Annotated in this window: 18 protein-coding genes; 6 read left to right on the forward strand and 12 right to left on the reverse strand. The window is 68.3% G+C overall.

Features of this window, described 5'->3' with window-relative positions:
- Nucleotides 1-73: 73 nt before the first annotated feature.
- Complete coding sequence (locus AJAP_RS40215) at nt 74-1,261, reverse strand: pyridoxal phosphate-dependent aminotransferase (RefSeq protein ID WP_038521458.1); 1,188 nt, start codon at nt 1,259-1,261, stop codon at nt 74-76.
- 9 nt (nt 1,262-1,270) lie between these two features.
- Nucleotides 1,271-2,179: a TetR/AcrR family transcriptional regulator C-terminal domain-containing protein gene (locus AJAP_RS40220; RefSeq protein ID WP_038521461.1), complete on the reverse strand. Its 909-nt coding sequence runs from the start codon at nt 2,177-2,179 to the stop codon at nt 1,271-1,273.
- Nucleotides 2,180-2,322: 143 nt separating this feature from the next.
- Between AJAP_RS40220 and AJAP_RS40225 the strand changes: the two genes are divergently transcribed.
- The gene (locus tag AJAP_RS40225) at nt 2,323-3,507 is read left to right on the forward strand and encodes an FAD-dependent monooxygenase (RefSeq protein ID WP_063777832.1); all 1,185 of its coding nucleotides are present in this window, start codon (nt 2,323-2,325) and stop codon (nt 3,505-3,507) included.
- Between the two features lie 199 nt (nt 3,508-3,706).
- Here the strand turns inward: AJAP_RS40225 and AJAP_RS40230 are convergent, their stop codons facing one another.
- The 7 genes from AJAP_RS40230 to purD all read right to left on the reverse strand — a co-directional run bounded on the left by AJAP_RS40230 (nt 3,707) and on the right by purD (nt 10,141).
- On the reverse strand, nt 3,707-4,825 hold the full coding sequence (locus AJAP_RS40230; RefSeq protein WP_038521467.1) for a transglycosylase SLT domain-containing protein: 1,119 nt from the start codon (nt 4,823-4,825) through the stop codon (nt 3,707-3,709).
- 44 nt (nt 4,826-4,869) lie between these two features.
- Complete coding sequence (locus AJAP_RS40235) at nt 4,870-5,181, reverse strand: hypothetical protein (RefSeq protein ID WP_038521469.1); 312 nt, start codon at nt 5,179-5,181, stop codon at nt 4,870-4,872.
- A 147-nt stretch (nt 5,182-5,328) separates the two neighbouring features.
- Nucleotides 5,329-6,099, reverse strand: a complete 771-nt coding sequence (locus AJAP_RS40240) for an ESX secretion-associated protein EspG (protein WP_038521472.1) — start codon at nt 6,097-6,099, stop codon at nt 5,329-5,331.
- 4 nt (nt 6,100-6,103) lie between these two features.
- Nucleotides 6,104-7,753, reverse strand: coding sequence for a PPE domain-containing protein (locus tag AJAP_RS40245; protein WP_038521475.1), 1,650 nt, complete (start codon nt 7,751-7,753; stop codon nt 6,104-6,106).
- Between the two features lie 10 nt (nt 7,754-7,763).
- Entirely contained in the window at nt 7,764-8,405 is a 642-nt protein-coding gene (locus tag AJAP_RS40250) for a DUF3558 domain-containing protein (protein WP_228694809.1), read from the reverse strand.
- A complete protein-coding gene (locus AJAP_RS40255) occupies nt 8,356-8,742 on the reverse strand; it encodes a PE domain-containing protein (protein WP_037334617.1) in 387 nt (128 codons plus the stop codon). Before AJAP_RS40255 ends, AJAP_RS40250 begins: the two co-directional genes overlap by 50 nt.
- A 136-nt stretch (nt 8,743-8,878) precedes the next feature.
- On the reverse strand, nt 8,879-10,141 hold the full coding sequence (gene purD, locus AJAP_RS40260) for a phosphoribosylamine--glycine ligase (RefSeq protein WP_038521481.1): 1,263 nt from the start codon (nt 10,139-10,141) through the stop codon (nt 8,879-8,881).
- 176 nt (nt 10,142-10,317) lie between these two features.
- Between purD and AJAP_RS40265 the strand changes: the two genes are divergently transcribed.
- Together AJAP_RS40265 and AJAP_RS40270 are read left to right on the forward strand one after the other, a co-directional pair.
- Nucleotides 10,318-11,436 (forward strand): glycerophosphodiester phosphodiesterase, encoded by a 1,119-nt coding sequence (locus tag AJAP_RS40265; RefSeq protein ID WP_038521484.1) that lies wholly within the window; start codon nt 10,318-10,320, stop codon nt 11,434-11,436.
- Nucleotides 11,437-11,661: 225 nt separating this feature from the next.
- Nucleotides 11,662-13,200, forward strand: coding sequence for an amino acid permease (locus tag AJAP_RS40270; RefSeq protein WP_038521486.1), 1,539 nt, complete (start codon nt 11,662-11,664; stop codon nt 13,198-13,200).
- On the opposite strand, the gene AJAP_RS40275 is transcribed toward AJAP_RS40270, so the two are convergent.
- Both AJAP_RS40275 and AJAP_RS40280 read right to left on the reverse strand, forming a co-directional pair.
- Nucleotides 13,184-14,407 (reverse strand): MFS transporter, encoded by a 1,224-nt coding sequence (locus tag AJAP_RS40275; protein ID WP_038521489.1) that lies wholly within the window; start codon nt 14,405-14,407, stop codon nt 13,184-13,186. The two genes, AJAP_RS40270 and AJAP_RS40275, sit on opposite strands and share 17 nt — an antisense overlap.
- Nucleotides 14,408-14,546: 139 nt before the next feature.
- The gene (locus tag AJAP_RS40280) at nt 14,547-15,482 is read right to left on the reverse strand and encodes an LLM class F420-dependent oxidoreductase (protein WP_038521492.1); all 936 of its coding nucleotides are present in this window, start codon (nt 15,480-15,482) and stop codon (nt 14,547-14,549) included.
- A gap of 122 nt (nt 15,483-15,604) precedes the next feature.
- Here AJAP_RS40280 and AJAP_RS40285 point away from each other — a divergent pair, with 122 nt between their 5' ends.
- Nucleotides 15,605-16,099 carry an OsmC family protein gene (locus AJAP_RS40285; RefSeq protein WP_038521494.1) on the forward strand — a complete coding sequence of 165 codons (495 nt, stop codon included), beginning with the start codon at nt 15,605-15,607 and terminating at the stop codon, nt 16,097-16,099.
- A 68-nt stretch (nt 16,100-16,167) separates the two neighbouring features.
- Here the strand turns inward: AJAP_RS40285 and AJAP_RS40290 are convergent, their stop codons facing one another.
- Nucleotides 16,168-17,454 (reverse strand): adenylosuccinate synthase, encoded by a 1,287-nt coding sequence (locus tag AJAP_RS40290; RefSeq protein ID WP_038521497.1) that lies wholly within the window; start codon nt 17,452-17,454, stop codon nt 16,168-16,170.
- Nucleotides 17,455-17,508: 54 nt separating this feature from the next.
- On the opposite strand from AJAP_RS40290, the gene AJAP_RS40295 reads away from it, so the two are divergent.
- Together AJAP_RS40295 and AJAP_RS40300 are read left to right on the forward strand one after the other, a co-directional pair.
- Nucleotides 17,509-18,189, forward strand: a complete 681-nt coding sequence (locus tag AJAP_RS40295) for a hypothetical protein (protein ID WP_228694811.1) — start codon at nt 17,509-17,511, stop codon at nt 18,187-18,189.
- Nucleotides 18,190-18,374: 185 nt separating this feature from the next.
- Nucleotides 18,375-19,013 (forward strand): GmrSD restriction endonuclease domain-containing protein, encoded by a 639-nt coding sequence (locus AJAP_RS40300; RefSeq protein ID WP_038521503.1) that lies wholly within the window; start codon nt 18,375-18,377, stop codon nt 19,011-19,013.
- The last annotated feature ends 135 nt before the right edge of the window (nt 19,014-19,148 follow it).

Below are 19,148 nucleotides of genomic sequence, written 5' to 3' on the forward strand. Positions count from 1 at the left end.
TTGCCTCACCGTGCCCGAGCGGGCCCGGTGAGTCCAGGTTGTCAGGCGAAGCTCGCGAGCGCCTTCATTCCGCCTAACGTTCAGGGTGATTTCCGGGTTCCCCCTGAGCGGTGAGCCACTGGCCCAGCCTGCGGACCCCTTCGTCGATGTCCTCGCGAGAACCCGCGAAGGAGAACCGCACGAACCGGCCGCCGTCGACCGGGTCGAAGTCGATCCCGGGGGCGATCGCGACGCCCGTTTCGGCGAGGAGCCGTTGGCACCAGCTGAGGCTGTCGGTCGTGTACGCGGAGACATCGGCGTAGGCGTAGAAGGCGCCTTCGGCCGGCGCGAGCTTGTCGATGCCGATGCCCTTGAGACCGGCGAAGAGCACGTCGCGGTTGGCCCGGTAGCGCTCGACGTGACCGTTGGTCTCCGCGTACGCCTCCGGGGTGAACGCGGCGACCGCGGCGTGCTGGGAGACCGCGGGCGGGCAGATGGTGAAGTTGCCGGTCAGGACGTCGATGGCGCGATGCAGCCGCTGCGGCGCGAGCATCCAGCCGAGCCGCCAGCCGGTCATGGCGAAGTACTTGGAGAACGAGCCGAGGACGAGCGCTTCGTTGCCGTACTGCCAGGCGCAATCGAGCCCGGCGCCATAGGAGATCCCGTGGTAGATCTCGTCGCTGATCAGCTGCACACCGCGTGACGCGCACCAGCCGCTGATCGCCGCCAGTTCACCCGGCGGCAGGACGGTGCCGGTCGGATTGCTCGGGCTGGCCACGATGAGTCCCTTGACCGGCCCCAATTCGTCGAGCAGCGCGACGGTCGGCTGGAAGTTCGTGTCCGCCCCGGTGGCGAACTCGACGACCTCGCAACCGAGCACCTTCAGCAGGTTGCGGTAGGCCGGATAGCCGGGACGCGCCATCGCGACGCGGTCGCCCGCCTCGAAGGCGCTGAGGAACGAGAGCAGGAAGCCGCCGGAGGAACCGGTCGTCATGATGACGTCCTGCGGGCTCACGTCGACCGGGTACGTGCGGTTGTAGTGCTCCGCGACGGCCTCGCGCAGCTCCGGGATGCCGAGCTGCTCGGTGTAGCCGAGGTTGTGGTCCTTCAGCGCCCGTTGCGCGGCTTCGAGCACCGGTCCCGGCGCCGGGGCGGACGGCTGCCCGGCGAGCAACGGGACCAGGTCGCCGTGGCTGCGCTGCCGGGCCTGTGCGGCCGAAAGGACGTCCATGACGTGGAACGGCGGGACGTCGGAACGTGCGGCGGGACCGGGGATGAGCATGACGTGAGGCTAACCGGACTTCGCGAGGAGAACCGAGTAGCCGTCGAGGAGCCGTTGCAGGCCGAACTCGAAGAGCGTGTCGAGGTCGTAGTCGAACGGAGCGCGCGAGACGACACCGGCGAAGTTCGGGAAACGACCGCCGGACACCAGATCCCAGAGGATCGGCTCGTGCTCCGCCAGCCAGGCGTCGGCCGTGACCGCCGTTCCGGATTCGGTGTCGGCTTCGGCCTCGAAGTTGAGGGCGATGCCGCGTACATGGTTGAAGATCGTGATGTGCGCGTACATGATCGTCGACGGCGGGAGGCCGTGACCGTCGAGCGCGCGGGTCGCCCAATCGGCGTGCGTCAGCAGATTCGGCAGTGGCTGCGGGCGGGTGATCGAGAGCGCCTGCGCGAGCCAGGGATGCCGACGGAACAGAGCCCATTGCGCTCGCGCCATCAGCTCCAGCTGGGCCCGCCAGCCGGATGGCGGCTCGGGCGGGAAACGGATCTCGCCGAGTGCCATGTCCGCCATTTCGAGGATCAGCTCCTCCTTCGCGGTGACATGGCGATAAAGCGCCATCGTCGCGACGCCGAGCCCGGAGGCGACGCGGCGCATCGAGAGCGCGCGAATGCCCTCGGCGTCGGCGATCCGGATCGCGGCCTTCACCACTCGCTCGCGTGACAGCTCCGCCTCGGTCTTCGGCGCGGCCTTCCGGGTGCGGCTCGCGACGACCGTGCCCGCGCCGGGTTTGGCGACGACCAGGCCGTCCCGTTTGAGCGTGGCGAGCACCTTCGTCGCGGTCGCCATCGCCACGCCCCACTCGGCGATGATCAGGCGGGTCGACGGGACCTTGTCGCCCTCGCGAAGCTCGCCGGACGTGATCCGGCGACGGATCTCGGCGGCGATCCGCAGGTAGGGCGGATCGGTTCTTGCCATAGTGCACGTTACCGCATTTCAGGCGGCGCACTACCCGCATCGCACTAGTGCAGCGAAGGTTTTCGAGGCTTTTTCCTGGGACTGAGCCGACGCGTCCATACGTTGTACGCAGTGCTTCACAACGCCGTACACAAGGAGTGGACATGCGGAAGGTCCTGATTTCGGGCGCGGGTATCGCCGGTACGACGCTGGCGTACTGGCTGCGCCGGCACGGTTTCGCGCCGACGGTCGTGGAGCGGGCGCCCGCGCCCCGGGTCGGCGGGCACGCGGTCGACATCCGCGGTACGGCGCTCGGCGTCGTCGACCGGATGGGGGTGCTCGAACGCCTCCGGGAGCTGCGGACGGACATGCGCGGGATGTCGTTCGTGAACGGCGAGGGCAAGACCCTCGTGAACGTCACCGACCACACGCTGACCGGCGGGCTCACCGACAGCGAGGACGTCGAGATCCTGCGGGACGACCTCACCGACACATTGGCTTCCGTCGCTCAGGAGGGTGTCGAGTACGTCTACGGGGACTGGATCACCGGGATCACGCAGCGCACCGACGGTGTCCGAGTCGCCTTCGCACGCGGAGAGGCTCGGGACTTCGACCTCGTCATCGGCGCGGACGGGCAGCACTCGGCGGTGCGGTCACTGGTTTTCGGTGCGGAGAAAGAGTTTTCACACTACATGGACACCTATCTCGCGGTGTTCACCGTGCCGAACTTCCTCGATCTGGACCGCTGGCAGACCTTCCACATGACGCCGGGGAAACTGGCCGGGCTGTACAGCGCGCGAAAGAACACGGAAGCGCGGGCGATGCTCGGTTTCCAGTCGCCGGAGCTCGACTTCGACCGGCACGACCTGGAGCAGCAACGAAAACTGATCGCCGACCGGTTCGCCGGCCAAGGCTGGGAAGTGCCGCGGCTGCTTCGCGAAATGGCGTCGAGCGAGCTGTACTTCGATTCCATGACCCAGATCCGGATGGACCGGTTCACCGACGGGCGGGTCGCGCTGGTCGGCGACGCGGGCTATGGACCGTCACCGCTTTCGGGGCAGGGCACCAGTTTGGCGATCGTCGGGGCCTACGTGCTCGCCGGGTCGCTGGCCGCTTCTCTTGACCACCGCGCCGCTTTTGCTTCCTACGAAAGGGAAATGCGGCCGTTCGTGCTCAAGAACCAAGCGCTGGCGGCGATGAACCAGAAGAGTCAGACGCGGTTCCGTCAGTGGAAACAGATCCAGTCGATGCGGGTGCTGCCTCATCTGCCGTTCCGGGACCGGCTGATGAAGGCGGCCATGCGGCCGCTCACGGAAGCGGCGAACGCCTTGGCACTCAAGGACTACTGACGGCGGGCCCTTGGGGTGCGCCGGCCGGGGGACTCGCGTGACTGGACGGACGACACGCGTGACGGAAGTGACTTGATATCCGTGAAGGCCTCCTTTCCCAAGTACATGAAGGCCCCCTTCACTGCGTCTAGCGCAATGAAGGGGGCCTTCACGTACTTCCGGCGGGCCCGAAACGCGGCAAGCGAGCCGGTCGAGCTCGTTAGTAGCCCTGGTATCCGCCGCCCCCGGCCATGGACTTCAGGCCCGGGTGGCCTTCGAAACCGCCGTACCGCGAGAACGTGTACCGCACGCCCGCGATGATGTTGTCGACCGGGTTGTAGATGTCGTCGTGCCCGGGAAGCTTGTGCGCGTTGAAGGTCGGGTCGATGCATTGCATCAACCCCTTCGACGGCGTGCCCTTCGCCGCGTTGGAGTCCCAGTTGTTGATGGCGTTGGGGTTACCGCCGGACTCCTTCTCGATGATCGTCCAGATCTTCTGGATATCCGCCTCGGTCACCGGGATCCCGTTGGCCTGCAGGATCTTGATGGCCTCTTGGATCCACTGCTGGACGTTGCCCGGCGGCGTCGTCGACGGCGGGCCGCCGCTCGGGCCGAGGCCGCCGCCCCCACCGCCACCGCCGCCTCCTCCTCCACCGCCGCCACCGGCGTGGAGTCCGCCGGTGCGCTTGGGGACGGAGCCGTCCTTGCCGGGCATCGGGACGGTGGAATAGCCGCCCTGGATGTCCTTCTTCATCAGTTCTTGGGACTTCTGGATCATCTGGTTGGCCTGGTCGAGCAGGCCCTTGACCCGGCCGTCCGCGTCCTTGGCGATGCCGTTGATGTCGGTCTTGGCCTTCTGGATGATCTCGTCAGCCGAAGGGCTCGGCGCCGGTTTGTGATCCTTCTCGGCCTGCGCGGCGGCCGTGATCGCCGCGTTCTTGTCCGACTCCGCCTGGGTGTTCCTTTTGTTGACCGCCGCTTCGGCGTCTTCGTAGACGCCCTTCACCTGGGCCTTGATGTTGCCGAGATCGGTGTGGACGCGATCGAGGTCGTCGACGACCTTGCCCAGCTGCTCTTCGACGTTCTTCCCGGCTTTGGTGATCGACTTGACGTACTCGAAGAAGGCCTCCGCGGCGGGCCCGGCCCAGACGCCGCCGTTCAGCGCCTCGGTCGACGTCGACAACGCCGCGCTGTGGTCACCCGCGTTGTCGGCGGCCGTCTTGAACTGCCTCGACGCGTTCTGAATGGCGGCGAGGTTGACCTTGCTGATCTGCTCGGCCTTCTGGGTCAGTCCGTCCCAGCCGTCCGGCGTGCCGGCGCCGACACCGTTCAAAGCCACTGCTCAAGCCCCCTTGGTCTTCGGCCCCCAGGCCTGGCGAGTCGTCACAGGTCCCCGTGCACCTTCAGGTTGTCCACGTGGACCGCTTCGGTCTCCTTGATCAGCCCCGCGGCCTTTCGCAGCACGAAGGCCGTGGCCTCCATCAGCTGACCGGCCGAATCGAATTCGTTGTGGACACCCTGTTTGAACTTGCCGACCGCGCCCTGCGCGTCGCCGTGCTCGTCCACTCCGCCGAAGGGGCTTTCCTTCTCGTCATCCATCCCGGTGACGCCTTTTTTGGTCTTCTCGAACTCGTCCTTGAGCTTCTCCACCTGACCGGCGGCGATCCCCATGGAATCCGGGTCGTACACAGGCACGGTTCGTCATCCCCTTCACGGAAAAACTTGTGTCCGCCCGATCTGACGCGCGGCCGATCAAGACGGTTCCCGCGCATACTTTAAGACCTCGGCAGGGGGCCGTGTGCGTATCCACGCCAACTTCCACCCCGCCGATAATCGGGCGAATCAGAAATCGGCGACTTCCCGGATCCTCGTCGCCAGCAGTTGATTGTCCGCCGGGGTGATGGTCGCCCAATCCCGCCCGTCGCGGTTCCGCGCGACCTGGAACAGATAGCGGCCCGCGTCCGTGTCGTAGAAGGCGACCACGCCGTCCGCGCGCCGCGGGCGGCCGTCGCGGCCCGCGCGTTCGGCACCGAACTGGCCGCGCGCCTCCTGGCCCAGCAGCATGCCCGCCACCTCCTGCGCCTGCCAGAGGGGCACGTCCAGATCTTCCAAGGCCGTGACCAGCGCTTTCGCCTCGCCGCGGGCCGCGGCGTCGGCTTGGACGAGGACGTCGTGGGGGATGCTGATCGACTGGCCGACACCGGGGCCGAGATCACCCGCGACCGAGACGGCGGCTTCGGCCAGCGAGCTTTCGCGCGCCGGGATCAGCCACACCTGACCGGCGTCGATCACGCCGAGCAACGCCTGGTTGCCGACGCTGACCGCCTGCCCCTTGATCTCGCGGTCGGTCCACACCCAGACGTCGATCGCGAGCCGGGGGTGCGCGAACAGGTTCAGCATGTCGACCAGCTCGCCCGACGCCTGGTGTCCCCGCGCGAGCCCTCGCGCGCGCAGGGATTCCCAGGCCTCTTCGATCAGTGCCGCCCGCTCCGTATGGGTCGTTCCGGGGCTCGGCACGTCGAGTGCGACATGGCGGCGGGGCAGCCTTTCGGCTTCCCAGAGCATTTCGAACTCGAGTGCGGACAGCACCAGGCTGCCGTTGTCGTTCGGCACAGGGTCAACGCGTTTCGGAGTTGCCGTGGTCACCGATCACGTCCGGCGACACCAAGCGCTCGTCGGTGAACAGATCCTTGTCGTCGACGCCATAACGCCTGATGTGCTCCGCGTCCTCTTCGACGTCCTGGGTGGCCGCGCGCTCCATGAACTTCGACTCGGGCTTCGGCTGCTTCGCGCCGATCTTCTCCGAGCGCCGCATGGCCTCCTCTTCGGGAAGCTCGCCGATCGGCAGCTGGCGGGTCGGTTTCACGCCGCCTTCCTGGCGGGGACGGCGGTCGCGTTCCTTGTCGCCGCTCAGCGCGCCACCGGCGACACCGGCGCCGAGCGCGGCGGCACCGGCGCCCAGATCGCCCGCGGCCGGGCCGGTGATCTTCGGGACGGCGGGGAAGCCGCGACCGGATTCGTTGCCGGGGGCCAACGGCGCCTGCGGTCCGGAGCCGACCGAGCGGCCCTTGCCGAGCGCCTGGTCGCCACCGGCGCCGCCGCCGACGTTGCCGAAGACACCGGGGCCGGAGCTGGAACCGGCGCCTTTGCCGAGCGCGGCGTCGATACCGGGACCGGTGCCGAAGGACTTGCCGACCGGCTGCGCCGACGTGGTGCTGTTCGGCGGCAGGCTGCCGGTGGACTGGCCCGGCGGGATGTTCGGGTTGGACGGCGCGCCCGGCGGGACGAACGGCGGCGAAGCGGGAGGGCCGGTGACCGGGTACGAAGGCCTGCCCTGTTCGGGCTGCGGGGACGGCCGGTTCGGCGTCACCCAGCCGGAGCCCGGGGCGGGAGCCGGCCGCGAAGTGCCGGCCGGGGTCGTCGAGCCCGCCGACGCGGGAGCGGTCGCGCCGGGTGCCGCCGAAGCGGTCTTCCTGGCCGTCCCGCCGCCCATGGCGACGCCATAGGCCGGAGTCGGGGCGTCGTACGACGGCGCCTTCGGGTTGCTGACCGGCTGCGCGACCGGCGGCACGTACTTCGACTCCACGGCGGCCGACGCGGGCCGCACGCTGCCGTCCGGGGTCAGATCCGTGGCCGTTCCCGCGAGGTCGAGCGGGGCGGACCCGCCGCCCGCGCCGGCGGTCGTCGTGGTCTGGGTCAGGTTCATCGCCTGCGGATCGGCCAGGGTGTCGGTCGTCAGCAGGTTCTCGCCGCTCGTCTTGGCGTAGTCGTTCAACGCCTCCTGCGCCTGCGCCCGCGCGTTGTTCGCGGCGCTGACGGTCTTGGCGTGGTCGGTCTCGAACCCGATGAGGCTCAGCAGGACGTCGCCGACGGTCAGGCCGCCGGCGCCCTTCCGGACCACGTCCGGATCCGGGAGCTTGTGCAGCGTCCGGTTGAAGGCCTCACCCTGGGCGAAGATCATCTCCGCGGAATGCGAGACCTTCGTGTTCGCGTCCTGGGAGAAACCCGCCTGCTCGGTGAACACCTGACCGGCGGCGCCGCCCGCTTCGCTCTGCCATTCCACGCCGAGCTTGCCCAGCTCGTCACGCAGCGTCTTGTCGGTGTCGGCGAGCGCGCCCGCGACGGATTTCAGCGCGTCGACGGCGATGCCGATGCTGCCGGTGCCGTCGCCGCTGCGGAACTGCTCGATCTCGGTCGCGATCCCGGTGTCGGTGTAGCCGTCGAACCGAAGATCGCGGAGCCTGCCCGCGAGGTCGGAAACGTTCACGCCGCCCTCCCTAATTGCGTGCTTTCAAGGTCTGCAAAGCCAAATCGGCCGCCAGTGCGGACTTCTCGCACAGCTGCGGCATGGTGAACGCGCCCGCGGTGATGGTGACGGCCCGCACCGCCAGCGTCTGTCCTTTCGCGACGCCGACGAGCGTTTCGCAATCACCCGGCGTGCCGGTGTCGCGGTGGTTCCTGATGGCGGGGAACCCGTCGACCTGCGTCGGTTCCGTCGTCATGCTGTTCTTGCGGCGCTTGCCGGTGAACCATTCTTCGACGTCCGCGGTGATCGTGCGGACGTAGTAACTGTGGAAAGGCTGTTCGGCGTCGGCGTCGAAGACACAGGTCGGGCCGTCGATCGGTTCCGCGGCCGGGCGCGGTTTGCTGTTGATCTTGAGCCGGTCGAGCTGCGGATCGGCGAGCAGGACACACGGATCGACACCCTGGAGGGTCAACTCGGCGGGCCTGGCGGGCAGCGCGGACGCCTTGGCACCCTGCGTGGCCGAAGCCAGCGCGGGTTCGTTCGGGAACGGCTGACCGCCCGTGTCCGTGGTACATCCGGCCAGGGCGAGGGTGAGCACGCCGCCGGACACCAGCACACGGGGCCTACGCCCGGTGAACACCACGGTCCCCGAGAGCGGCCGCCTTGTCCGCATCACTGGTCTTGTACTCCTTGGCCGCCGTGCGGAGCTGGCTGACCAATCCCCGCAGACCGGCCACGTACGCCCGGACCTGCGCGGCGTACGACTGGTCGCCGTCGGCCACCAGCGAGTTCCACACGTCGGTCGCGTGCACGCTCACGGTGTCGTTGGCCGGAGTGTCGATCCGCAGCTGGTCGAGCCGCGTCATGAGCTTGTCCTGCAACGCGTCGACCTGCTCTTCGACGATCTTCGCCACTTCGAGCAGCTTCGACGGATCGACTCTGATGTCGGCCACCGACGGTGGCGTCGGGACCGCCGACGTGAGGTCCTGGACCTTGCCCGATGCTGCCATTCCCCACCCCTTGGACACTGCGCACGGTGACCGTTCGTCCTGTCTGAGGCTACCAACGCGGATGTATCGGCTGCCTAAGCTTTGCCGGAAATACCGGGTTAGACGCACCAAGGACCGGAGCGGTTCCGTCCGGAATTCACGAGACCGGGGTGGCGATCTCTCCCTTGGCGGCGAGCAGGGCGATGTCGGTGCGATGGTGGGAGCCGGCCAAGTGGACCTTCTCGACCGTCGCGTAGGCGTCCTTGCGGGCGGCCTTCAGGTTCTTGCCGGTGCCGACGACCGACAGCACGCGGCCGCCGGAGGAGACCACGGCGCCGTCGTCGCGGCGGCGGGTGCCGGCGTGGAGCACGCCTTCCAGCTCGCCACCGGTGATGACGTCGCCGGTCCTCGGCTTGCCGGGGTAGCCGTCGGCGGCGAGCACGACGGTGACCGCCGCGCCGGAATCCCAGTCCAGCGGCGGCAGTTCGGCGAGCTTGCCGGTCGCCGTCGCGTGCAGGACCTTGCCGAGCGGGCTGCGCAGCAGCGCCAGGACGACCTGGGTCTCCGGGTCGCCGAAGCGGCAGTTGAACTCGATGACCTGCGGGCCTTCGGAAGTCAGCGCGAGACCGGCGTAGAGCAGGCCGGAGAAGGTGGCGCCACGTTTGTCGAGTTCGTCGACCACGGGCTGGACGATCCGGGCGACGACGTCGTCGACCAGGTCCTTCGGCGCCCACGGCAACGGCGCGTACGCCCCCATGCCGCCGGTGTTCGGGCCCGCGTCGCCGTCGCCGACGCGTTTGAAGTCCTGCGCGGGCAGCAGCGGGACGACCGTGCGGCCGTCGACGAAGCAGAAGAGAGAGGCTTCCGGACCGTCGAGGAACGACTCCAGGAGCACCGGGTGGCCGCCGTCGAGCAGCATCAGGGCGTGCTTGCGCGCGACGTCGACGTCCGTGGTGACCACGACGCCCTTGCCCGCGGCGAGACCGTCGTCCTTGACCACCCAGGTGGGGCCGAACCGGCCGAGCGCGGCATCGAGACGGGCGGGGTTGTCGACGACCTCGCAGTGCGCCGTCGGCACCTTCGCGGCCGCCATGACGTCCTTCGCGAAGGCTTTCGAGCCCTCGATCCTGGCCGCGGACGCGGACGGGCCGAAGCAGGCGATGCCCGCCTTCCGGACCGCGTCGGCGACACCCGCCACCAGCGGGACCTCGGGACCGACCACCACCAGGTCCGCCTGCCACTGCTTCGCGAGGGCGGAGACCGATTCGGGGTCGGCCGCGTCGACGCCGAGCTGCTCGGCCACCGAAGAGGTGCCGGCGTTGCCCGGGGCACAGGCCAGTGCGGTGACGGAAGGGTCTTCCGCGACCGCGAGGACGAGTGCATGCTCACGGGCGCCGGACCCGATTACCAGTACGCGCACGACGCACAGGGTAACCGGGCCGGTGAGCCCCGAACACGTCGCCGTCCTCGAGCGGGTGGTTCCATCCGGCGTTCACCCGGCGGTCAGGCCTCCGCCGGTCCGTCTTCGCCGTCCGGACGCCTCCTGCGTCAAGGGTGGCGCGGTACCCCGAGTTCAAGCGAAAGAGGTCATCCACCATGCGAAAGCGCCTGGGCGTGCTCGCCCTGTCCGGACTCGCCGTACTCAGTGTCACCGGGTTGGCCGGCGCCGCCGAGCCGGGTGCCCGAGATGTGTCGGCGTCGGCCAAGGGCCACGATGGGCCGGTGATCGTCGGACACCGCGGCGCCCCCGGCTACCGCCCGGAGCACACGCTCGCCTCGTATGAGCTCGCCTACCGCCAGGGCGTCGACTGGGTCGACGTCGACCTCGTGCCCACCAAGGACGGCCAGCTCGTCGCCCGGCACGAGAACGAGATCGGCGGGACCACCGACGTCGCGAAGCACCCCGAGTTCGCGGGCCGGAAGACGACGAAGGTCATCGACGGCACGTCGTTCACCGGCTGGTTCACCGAGGACTTCACGCTCGCCGAGCTGAAGACCCTGCGCGCGACCGAGCGGATCCCGCAGCTGCGGCCGAACAACAAGATCTACGACGGCCGCTACCAGATCGCCACCTACCAGGAGGTGCTCGACCTGACGCGCCGCCTGGGCCGCGAACTGCGCCGCGAGCTGGGGACGTACCCGGAGATCAAGCACTCGACCTACTTCTCGTCGATCAAGAACCCGACCGAGCCGAAGCTGGTCGAGCTGCTCAAGCGCAACGGGCTAAACCACCCGAAGGCGCCGGTGATCATCCAGTCGTTCGAGGTGTCGAACCTGATCGAGCTCTCGCGCCAGGTGCGGGTGCCGCTGCTGCAGCTGACCTCGGCGTCGGGCGCTCCGGCCGACTTCGTCGCGAAGGGTGACCCGCGGACGTACGCCGACCTCGTGACGCCGGCGGGACTGAAGGAGATCTCGAAGTACGCGGACTACCTGGGCCCGGAGAAGGCGCAGGTCATCCCGGTGGTGAACGGCGCGCTGGGGCAGCCGACCAAGCTCGTCGCCGACGCGCACAAGGCCGGGCTGAAGGTCGGGCCGTACACGTTCCGCAACGAGAACAACTTCCTCCCGCAGAACCTGCGTTCGTCGGCGAACCTCGCCGAGTACGGCAACGCGTTCGCCGAGCAGGAAGCGTTCCTGAAGGCGGGTGTCGACGGGTACTTCGCCGACCACCCGGACACGGCGCTGGAGGCCGTGAAGGCGTTCCAGGGGCGCTGAGCTCTCGCGGTCGTGAGTTGACCGGCGGCATCAAGGCCTCCTTGCTCGCGCGCTTCTGACGGTGAGTGTCAGGAAAGGGTCGTTCAGGACGTTCTTCGTCCTGAACGACCCTTTCCTGACATCTGGGGACGGGTTTCTTGACGGGACCTTGACATGCGCAGGTCGGCGGGCCTAATTTCGGCGGATCTCAATGGTCTGTCCGCATACCTTTTAAGTGGGTGCCCGATGGATGTCTCTGACAAGCAGGCCGCAGAACCCGCCGACGAAGACAGTGCCCGGCTCCACCAACTCGGCTACGCGCAGGAACTCCGGCGCACGATGTCGACCTTCTCCAACTTCGCCGTCTCCTTCACGATCATCTCGATCCTCTCCGGCTGCCTGACCCTCTACGGGTTCGGCATGAAGACCGGCGGCCCCGCCGCGATGATCTGGGGCTGGCCGCTGGTCGGCCTGTTCGTCATCCTGGTCGGACTGGGCATGGCCGAGGTTTGCTCCAGCTATCCGACCGCGGGCGGCCTCTACTACTGGGCCGCGAAGCTCGCTCCGCGCAACGGCGCGGCGTGGTCGTGGTTCACCGGCTGGTTCAACCTCATCGGGCAGATCGCCGTCACCGCGGGGATCGACTTCGGCGCGGCGCTGTTCCTGAACGCCTTCCTCGACCTGCAGTTCGGCTTCGAGGCGACGCCGGGCAACACGATCCTGCTGCTGGCGATCATCCTGGTGATCCACGGTCTGCTGAACACCTTCGGCGTCAAGATCGTGGCGCTGCTGAACAGCATCAGCGTGTGGTGGCATCTGGTGGGCGTGCTGGTCATCGTCGGGGTGCTGATCGTCGTGCCCGCCAAGCACCAGGACGCGTCCTTCGTCTTCGGCGAGTTCGTGAACAAGACCGGCTGGGCGTCCCCGGTCTACGTCTTCTTACTGGGGCTCCTCGTCGCGCAGTACACGCTCACCGGCTACGACGCCTCGGCGCATATGACCGAGGAGACCAAGAACGCGGCGAAGGCCGGGCCGCGCGGCATCATCAACTCGATCCTCGTCTCCCTGGTCGCCGGGTGGGTGCTGCTGATCGGCCTCACTTTCGCCATCCAGGACTACGACGGCGCCGTGGAATCCGAGACCGGGGTGCCGCCCGCGCAGATCTTCATCGACGCGACCGGCGCGACGACCGGCAAGTTCCTCCTGCTCATCTGTATCGGTGCCCAGTTGTTCTGCGGGATGGCGTCGGTGACCGCGAACTCGCGGATGATCTACGCCTTCGCCCGCGACGGCGCGATCCCGGGTTCGAAGTTCTGGCACCGCATCAACAAGCGCACCCAGACACCGACCAACGCGGTGTGGCTGGCCGCGGGCGGCGCGCTCCTGCTCGCCCTGCCGTACCTGTGGAGCGCGACCGCCTACGCGGCGGTGACCTCGATCGCCGTCGTCGGGCTTTACGTGGCCTACGTGATCCCGGTGTTCCTGCGGGTGCGCAAGGGCGACGACTTCGAGCCAGGACCGTGGAACCTCGGCCGCTGGGGCAAGCTCGTCGGGACCATCGCGACCGTCTGGGTCTGCTTCATCTTCGTACTGTTCATGCTTCCGCAGGGATCACCGGTCACCATCGACAGTTTCAACTACACGCCCATCGCCTTCCTCGTCGTACTCGGTGGTGCGGCGGTGTGGTGGTTCGCCTCGGCACGCAAGTGGTTCACGGGTCCGAAGGTGCAGGGCTCCGAGGAGGAACTCGCCGCCGTGGAAAAGGAACTCAAGGAACTGGGGTAGCGGAGACGTTCTCCCGGGAGCGGCCGGCTCGGACTCCGGTCACCGCGGCCGCTCCCAACGCCCCGACTCCGGCGAAGGCGTAGAAACCCCACGGATACGCGATCCCGGCGCTCAGCAGCGCGCCACCGAGGATCGGGCCGCAGATCGCACCGACCCGGCCGACACCCGCCGCCCAGCCGATCCCGGTGGCGCGCATGACGTCCGGATACGTCTTGCCGATGTACGCGTATACGAGCACTTGCGCGCTGAACACGAAACCGCCGGTGAGGAACACCGCCACGTACAGGCCGACGGCGGGCAGTTTCACGCTCAGCAGGGCGAGGAACACGGCCGCCCCGAGGAACCAGAAGATCACCGCCGGGCGGACTCCGACCTTGTCCGCCACCCGGCCGGCGACGAGCAGGCCGACGACACCGCCGAGGTTCAGCGTGAGCAGCAGCCCGAGCGCCGCACCCAGCGGGTACCCGGCCTGGCGCATGATCTCCGGCAGCCAGGTGTTGAGCCCGTAGACCAGCAGCAGGCCCATGAACGACGTCACCCAGAACGCGATGGTGGCGCGCAGGAGCCCGCCGCGGAACAGCCCGCCGACGACCTCGGTCGCCGACTTCTCCTGCGTCTCCCGCGCCCGCTCGAAGGACTCGGACTCCGGCAGGTACTTGATCATGAGCGGGACCAGCACGAGCGCGGGCAGTGCGCCCGCGACGAACATCGCCCGCCAGCCGAGCGGCTGAATCAGCCAGATGCCGAGCAGGGCGGTGAGCACCGCGCCGACGTGATAGCCGGTCATCACCGTGGTGGTCGCGCTGCCGCCCTTGCCCTTGCGGGCGTACTCGGTGACCAGCGCGATCGCCGTCGGCAGGCAGCCGCCGAGGCCCAGCCCGGCAAGGAAGCGCAGCAGGCCGAAGACGAACGCCGACGGCGAGATCGCGCAGAGCGCCGTGAACGCCGAGAACGCGGTGACCGCGATGATCAGCGCCTTCCGGCGGCCGATGACGTCGGTGATCGTGCCGATCGCCAGCGCGCCGATCGTCATGCCGATCAGGCCGACCGTTGAAATCACCGACGCGGTGCCCGGCGTCAGGCCCCAGACGTGGTCACGGAGCAGCGCGGGCAGCACCGTGCCCAGGACGACCAGGTCGAATCCGTCGAGCAGTACCGCCGTCCAGGCGAGTGGGACCACCCACGAACGGGCCGCGGCAGGGGACATGGGGACCTCCAGCTGTGTTCGCTATGCGCACGAGTATGCACAATCCGAACGCTGTGAGCAAGGCCACTGGGCCCCTGAATGACATGAAAGGCCGTTCAGGACGATAAATGTCCTGAACGGCCCTTTCATGACACGAGCGTCAGCGCTTCACGAGGTCTCCGAGAACCTGCCAGGTGCGAAGCCGCTCTTCGCTGTTCCGGATGCCGCTCTGTGCAGCGACGACCTCGGTCGCCCCTGCGTCGAAGTACCGCTGGATCTCGGCGGCGACGGTCTCCTCGTCCCCCGCGATCACCAGCTCACCGGCGGAATCCACGCCCTGGGCGTCGAAGACCGCGCGATAGGACGGGATGTCGCGGAAGAACGCGTACTGCCGGTCGACCGCGGCGCGCACGGCCTCGGGATCGTCGGTCACGACGACCGGGGCCATCGCGATGATCCGCGGCGCCGGACGACCGGCGGCGGCCTTGGTGATCTCCGGGACGATCAGCCCGGAAAGGGCCTTCGGCCCGGCGAGAAACGGGATCGTGCCGTCGGCGAGCTCGCCGGTGACGCGCAGCGCCTGCCGTCCCATCGCGGCGACGATCACCGGGACGTCCGAAGACCCCGCGACGGAAAGCGAGGCCGCGAAACCCTTGGCGTGCGCCCGGACGGTCTCGCCGTGGAAGTCGACTTCGCCGCCGTCGAGCACCTGACGGAGGATCGTGAGGTACTCGCGAAGGTGTTTGATCGGCGACGGGTACTCGATGCCGTACGCCGGTTCGAGCCAGTTCTTCGCGCCGGTTCCCAGGCCGAGGACGAAGCGGCCCCCGGTGGCGGCCTGCGCCGTCTGCGCGAGACCGGTGATCAGCAAGGGATGCCGCGGGTAGATGGGGACGACGCTCGTCCCGACGGTGACGCCCGGGACGGCCCGGCCCGCGAGGGCGGCGACGGTGATCGCGTCGTGCTCCATCTGCTGCGAGAACCAGACCGACGTCAGCCCCGCGTCGGCGGCCTGCCGGGTCTGGGTGACGAGTTCGTCGACGATGTTGACTGCGTCCGCGGTGTCCCCGGACGGGAGTGCCACTCCGATGGTCATGTTCGACGGCAACGACGGCGCCTCGCGGATATTTCGCCGTTCACCAGTTGGGATCATGCGCGCGGATCGCGGTGTTGGCCCACCCTGGGCGGCGTCCGACACTTCGATCCTGGAGAGACCCGATGTCGCTGACCGATGTCATCGAAGGAACCAAGACCGCCGTCGACGCCGACCCGCGCAACGCCGCCGTCTCGTTCAGCGTCGCCAACGCGCTGAACCCCGGGACCGCGACCCGGGTGGACGTGCGGGTGCGCGACCACTCGTTCGCCGTCGACGAGCCCGCCGCGCTCGGCGGCACCGACACCGCGGCGAACCCGGTCGAGTATGCGCTCGCCGCGCTGGGCTCGTGCCAGGTGATCACGTACCAGTTCTGGGCGGCGAAGCTCGGTGTGCCGCTCGAAGGCGTGCAGGTGACCGTGGACGGCGACATCGACCTTCACGGGTTCTTCGGATTCTCGGAGACCCGGCCGGGCTTCGGGGACGTGCGCGTTTCGGTCGAGCTGAGCGGGCCCGCCGGGGCGGAGGTCTACGAGGACCTGAAGCGGCAGGTGGACGAGCACTGCCCGGTGCTGGACCTGTTCCGGAACCCGACGCCGGTGAAGACTTCGCTCGCTTAAGACGCTAGGAAAGGTCCTTTCCTTGCAAAATTTGCAAGGAAAGGACCTTTCCTAGCACGCGAAGGGGGTCAGACGAACTCGTGCCGCACGATGGTCTGCTCCCGGCCCGGCCCCACGCCGATCGCCGAGATCCGCGCGCCCGAGAGCTCTTCGAGCCGCTCGACGTACGCCCGCGCGTTCGCCGGCAGCTCCTCGAAGGTGCGGCAGCCCGAGATGTCCTCGAACCAGCCCGGCAGCTCTTCGTAGATGGGCAGCGCGTGGTGCACGTCGGTCTGCGTCATCGGCATGTCGTACGTGCGGAACCCGTCGACCTCGTAGCCGACGCACACCGGCACCTTCTCCAGGCCGGACAGCACGTCCAGCTTGGTGAGGAAGTAGTCGGTGATGCCGTTGACCCGCACCGCGTAGCGCGCGATGACCGCGTCGAACCAGCCGGTGCGCCGCGAGCGGCCGGTGGTGACGCCGAACTCGCCGCCCTGCTTGCGGAGGTACTCGCCGGACTCGTCGTCCAGTTCGGTCGGGAACGGGCCGGAGCCGACCCGCGTGGTGTAGGCCTTGAGGATGCCCAGCACGGTCTCGATCTTGCCGGGGCCGATGCCCGAACCCGCGCTCGCGCCGCCGGAGGTCGGGTTCGACGACGTCACGAACGGGTAGGTGCCGTGGTCGACGTCGAGCAGGGTGCCCTGCGAGCCTTCGAGCAGCACGGTCTCGCCGCGTTCGAGGGCCTGGTTGAGCTGCAGGCGCGTGTCGGCGATGCGGTGCGCGAACTTCTCGCCCGCGGCCAGCACCTCGTCGGCGACCTGGTTCGCGTCCAGCGCCTTGCGGTTGTAGACCTTGACCAGCACCTGGTTCTTGAACTCCAGTGCCGACTCGACCTTCTGCCGGAAGATCTTCTCGTCGAGCAGGTCCTGCACGCGGACGCCGACGCGGGCGATCTTGTCCTGGTAGCAGGGGCCGATGCCGCGGCCGGTGGTGCCGATCTTGCGGCTGCCGAGGTAACGCTCGGTGACCTTATCGATCGCCACGTGGTACGGCATGATCAAGTGCGCGTCGGCGGAGATCAGCAGCTTGCTGGTGTCGACGTCGCGTTCTTCCAGCCCGGCGAGTTCGTCGAGCAGCACGCCCGGGTCGATGACGACGCCGTTGCCGATGACGTTGGTGACGCCCGGCGTGAGGATCCCGGACGGGATGAGGTGGAGGGCGAAGTTCTGCCCGTCGGGAAGGACTACGGTGTGGCCCGCGTTGTTACCGCCTTGGTAACGCACGATCCACTGGACGCGGTCGCCGAGCAGGTCGGTGGCCTTGCCCTTGCCCTCGTCCCCCCATTGGGCCCCGATCAGCACGATGGCCGGCATGTGACACTCCAGGTGTTCGGCGACTTGTGGTTTGGCGCTGGTAAATGCCGGTGCATGAGCGTAACGGAGGGCCTTCGGGTGCGCGGAATAGTGGTGGTCTGTCCGGAGGGCGAGCCCACACTCCCGGAGATCGACGACGTCGAAATGGTGCACGTCCCGAGCCGTCCCGGCAAGGCGGATATCGACCCCTTGCTGGGGGAACACGATCATCTCGTGGTCGCGGGCACCGATGCCGACCTCGCGGCGGTCGCGCTGCGGCTGTTACGAAAAGAACAGCTCTCGGGCGTGTCGCTCGGCTTCGTGCCTTCCTCGCCGGACTCCGACGTCGCCCGCATCTGGAGCCTGCCGACGCAGCCGCTGCGCGCCCTCTCGCTCGCGTTGCGCGGCGAGGTCGACCCGGTGCCGCTGATCCGCGACGACACCGGCGGCGTGCTGGTCGGACGCGGGGTGATCGGGATGATCCGCGGGGTGGCCTACTGCGACGAGCACACCGTCCTGCGCGGCCCCGCGCGCTCGATCGAGGTCGAGCCGGACACGAGCGGCCCGGGGCTGATGGTGCGGGTGACCAAGGGGACGCTGTTCAAGCGGCCTTCGACGCAGTACGCGCGGGCGTTCCAGCTCGGCTGCATCCCGACGCGGCCGAGCAGCGACGGCGTCGCGCATCCGCGGGCGATGAGCCGGTGGACCTGGTACCGGCACACTGAGGACCTCAGGCTGGTGCGCGGGCTGGATTAGGCCGTTCGGCTCAGAACCTTCAGCTGGACTTTCCGAAGATTTTTCGGCGACGGCCACCCTGTCCTACCTGCTCGTGACACCCTCCGTTCACGAATAGCCAGCAGAGTGTCATCCGATGGTGTTGCGTGGGTCATATCGGTGCCGCATGGTGACCAGGTCCCCAAACCTGACACGGAGGCAGCAATATGCCAACTGCGCTTGCTGTTCGTCGCTCCTTCACCGTTCTCGCCGTCTCGGCGATCGTCTCCGCGGGCGTGGTGGGTGTCGCCGAAGCGACACCCCCGGGCATCCCGTCGGCCTCGACCGCCAAGACCCAGCTCGCCGCGCTGACCGTCAAGCCGGACGGTTCGTCGACCGGGTACAGCCGCGACAAGTTCCCGCACTGGTCCGACCAGGGCAACAGCTGCAACACGCGTGAGGTCGTGCTGAAGCGGGACGGCACGAACGTTCAGCAGGACAGCAGTTGCGCCGCCGTCTCCGGCAGCTGGTTCAGTCCGTACGACGGGGCCACCTGGACCGCTGCGTCCGATGTGGACATCGACCACGTCGTCCCGCTGTCCGCCGCGTGGCGCACCGGGGCGTCTTCGTGGACCACCGCACAGCGCCAGGCGTTCGCGAACGACCTCAGCGCGCCGCAGCTGATCGCCGTCACGGACAACGTCAACCAGGAGAAGGGCGACAAGTCGCCGGACGCCTGGAAGCCGCCGACCGTCGGCTACTGGTGCACCTACGCGAAGATGTGGACCACGGTGAAGTACAAGTACAAGCTGAGCATCAAGTCGGCGGAGAAGACCGCGCTGACGGACATGCTCAACCGCTGCTAGACCCCGCAAGTACATGAAGGCCCCCTTCCTTGCGCCTAGGTACATGAAGGGGGCCTTCACGTACTTTCGGCACTGTCAAGCGGAAACGTGGGACGTTTCGCGGGCTGGGAGCCGGGTTCAGCATGTGGGCGGGGC

This window comes from Amycolatopsis japonica (assembly GCF_000732925.1).
Taxonomy (GTDB): domain Bacteria; phylum Actinomycetota; class Actinomycetes; order Mycobacteriales; family Pseudonocardiaceae; genus Amycolatopsis; species Amycolatopsis japonica.

Bases quoted from the DNA above. Each gene is read 5' to 3' on its own strand.
- AJAP_RS40275 (WP_038521489.1), bottom strand. From the start codon at position 14,407: ATGTCCCCTGCCGCGGCCCGTTCGTGGGTGGTCCCACTCGCCTGGACG.
- AJAP_RS40220 (WP_038521461.1), bottom strand. From the start codon at position 2,179: ATGGCAAGAACCGATCCGCCCTACCTGCGGATCGCCGCCGAGATCCGT.
- AJAP_RS40225 (WP_063777832.1), top strand. From the start codon at position 2,323: ATGCGGAAGGTCCTGATTTCGGGCGCGGGTATCGCCGGTACGACGCTG.
- AJAP_RS40290 (WP_038521497.1), bottom strand. From the start codon at position 17,454: ATGCCGGCCATCGTGCTGATCGGGGCCCAATGGGGGGACGAGGGCAAG.
- AJAP_RS40295 (WP_228694811.1), top strand. From the start codon at position 17,509: ATGAGCGTAACGGAGGGCCTTCGGGTGCGCGGAATAGTGGTGGTCTGT.
- AJAP_RS40215 (WP_038521458.1), bottom strand. From the start codon at position 1,261: ATGCTCATCCCCGGTCCCGCCGCACGTTCCGACGTCCCGCCGTTCCAC.
- AJAP_RS40270 (WP_038521486.1), top strand. From the start codon at position 11,662: ATGGATGTCTCTGACAAGCAGGCCGCAGAACCCGCCGACGAAGACAGT.
- AJAP_RS40285 (WP_038521494.1), top strand. From the start codon at position 15,605: ATGTCGCTGACCGATGTCATCGAAGGAACCAAGACCGCCGTCGACGCC.
- AJAP_RS40280 (WP_038521492.1), bottom strand. From the start codon at position 15,482: ATGACCATCGGAGTGGCACTCCCGTCCGGGGACACCGCGGACGCAGTC.
- AJAP_RS40265 (WP_038521484.1), top strand. From the start codon at position 10,318: ATGCGAAAGCGCCTGGGCGTGCTCGCCCTGTCCGGACTCGCCGTACTC.
- AJAP_RS40250 (WP_228694809.1), bottom strand. From the start codon at position 8,405: ATGCGGACAAGGCGGCCGCTCTCGGGGACCGTGGTGTTCACCGGGCGT.
- AJAP_RS40255 (WP_037334617.1), bottom strand. From the start codon at position 8,742: ATGGCAGCATCGGGCAAGGTCCAGGACCTCACGTCGGCGGTCCCGACG.
- AJAP_RS40300 (WP_038521503.1), top strand. From the start codon at position 18,375: ATGCCAACTGCGCTTGCTGTTCGTCGCTCCTTCACCGTTCTCGCCGTC.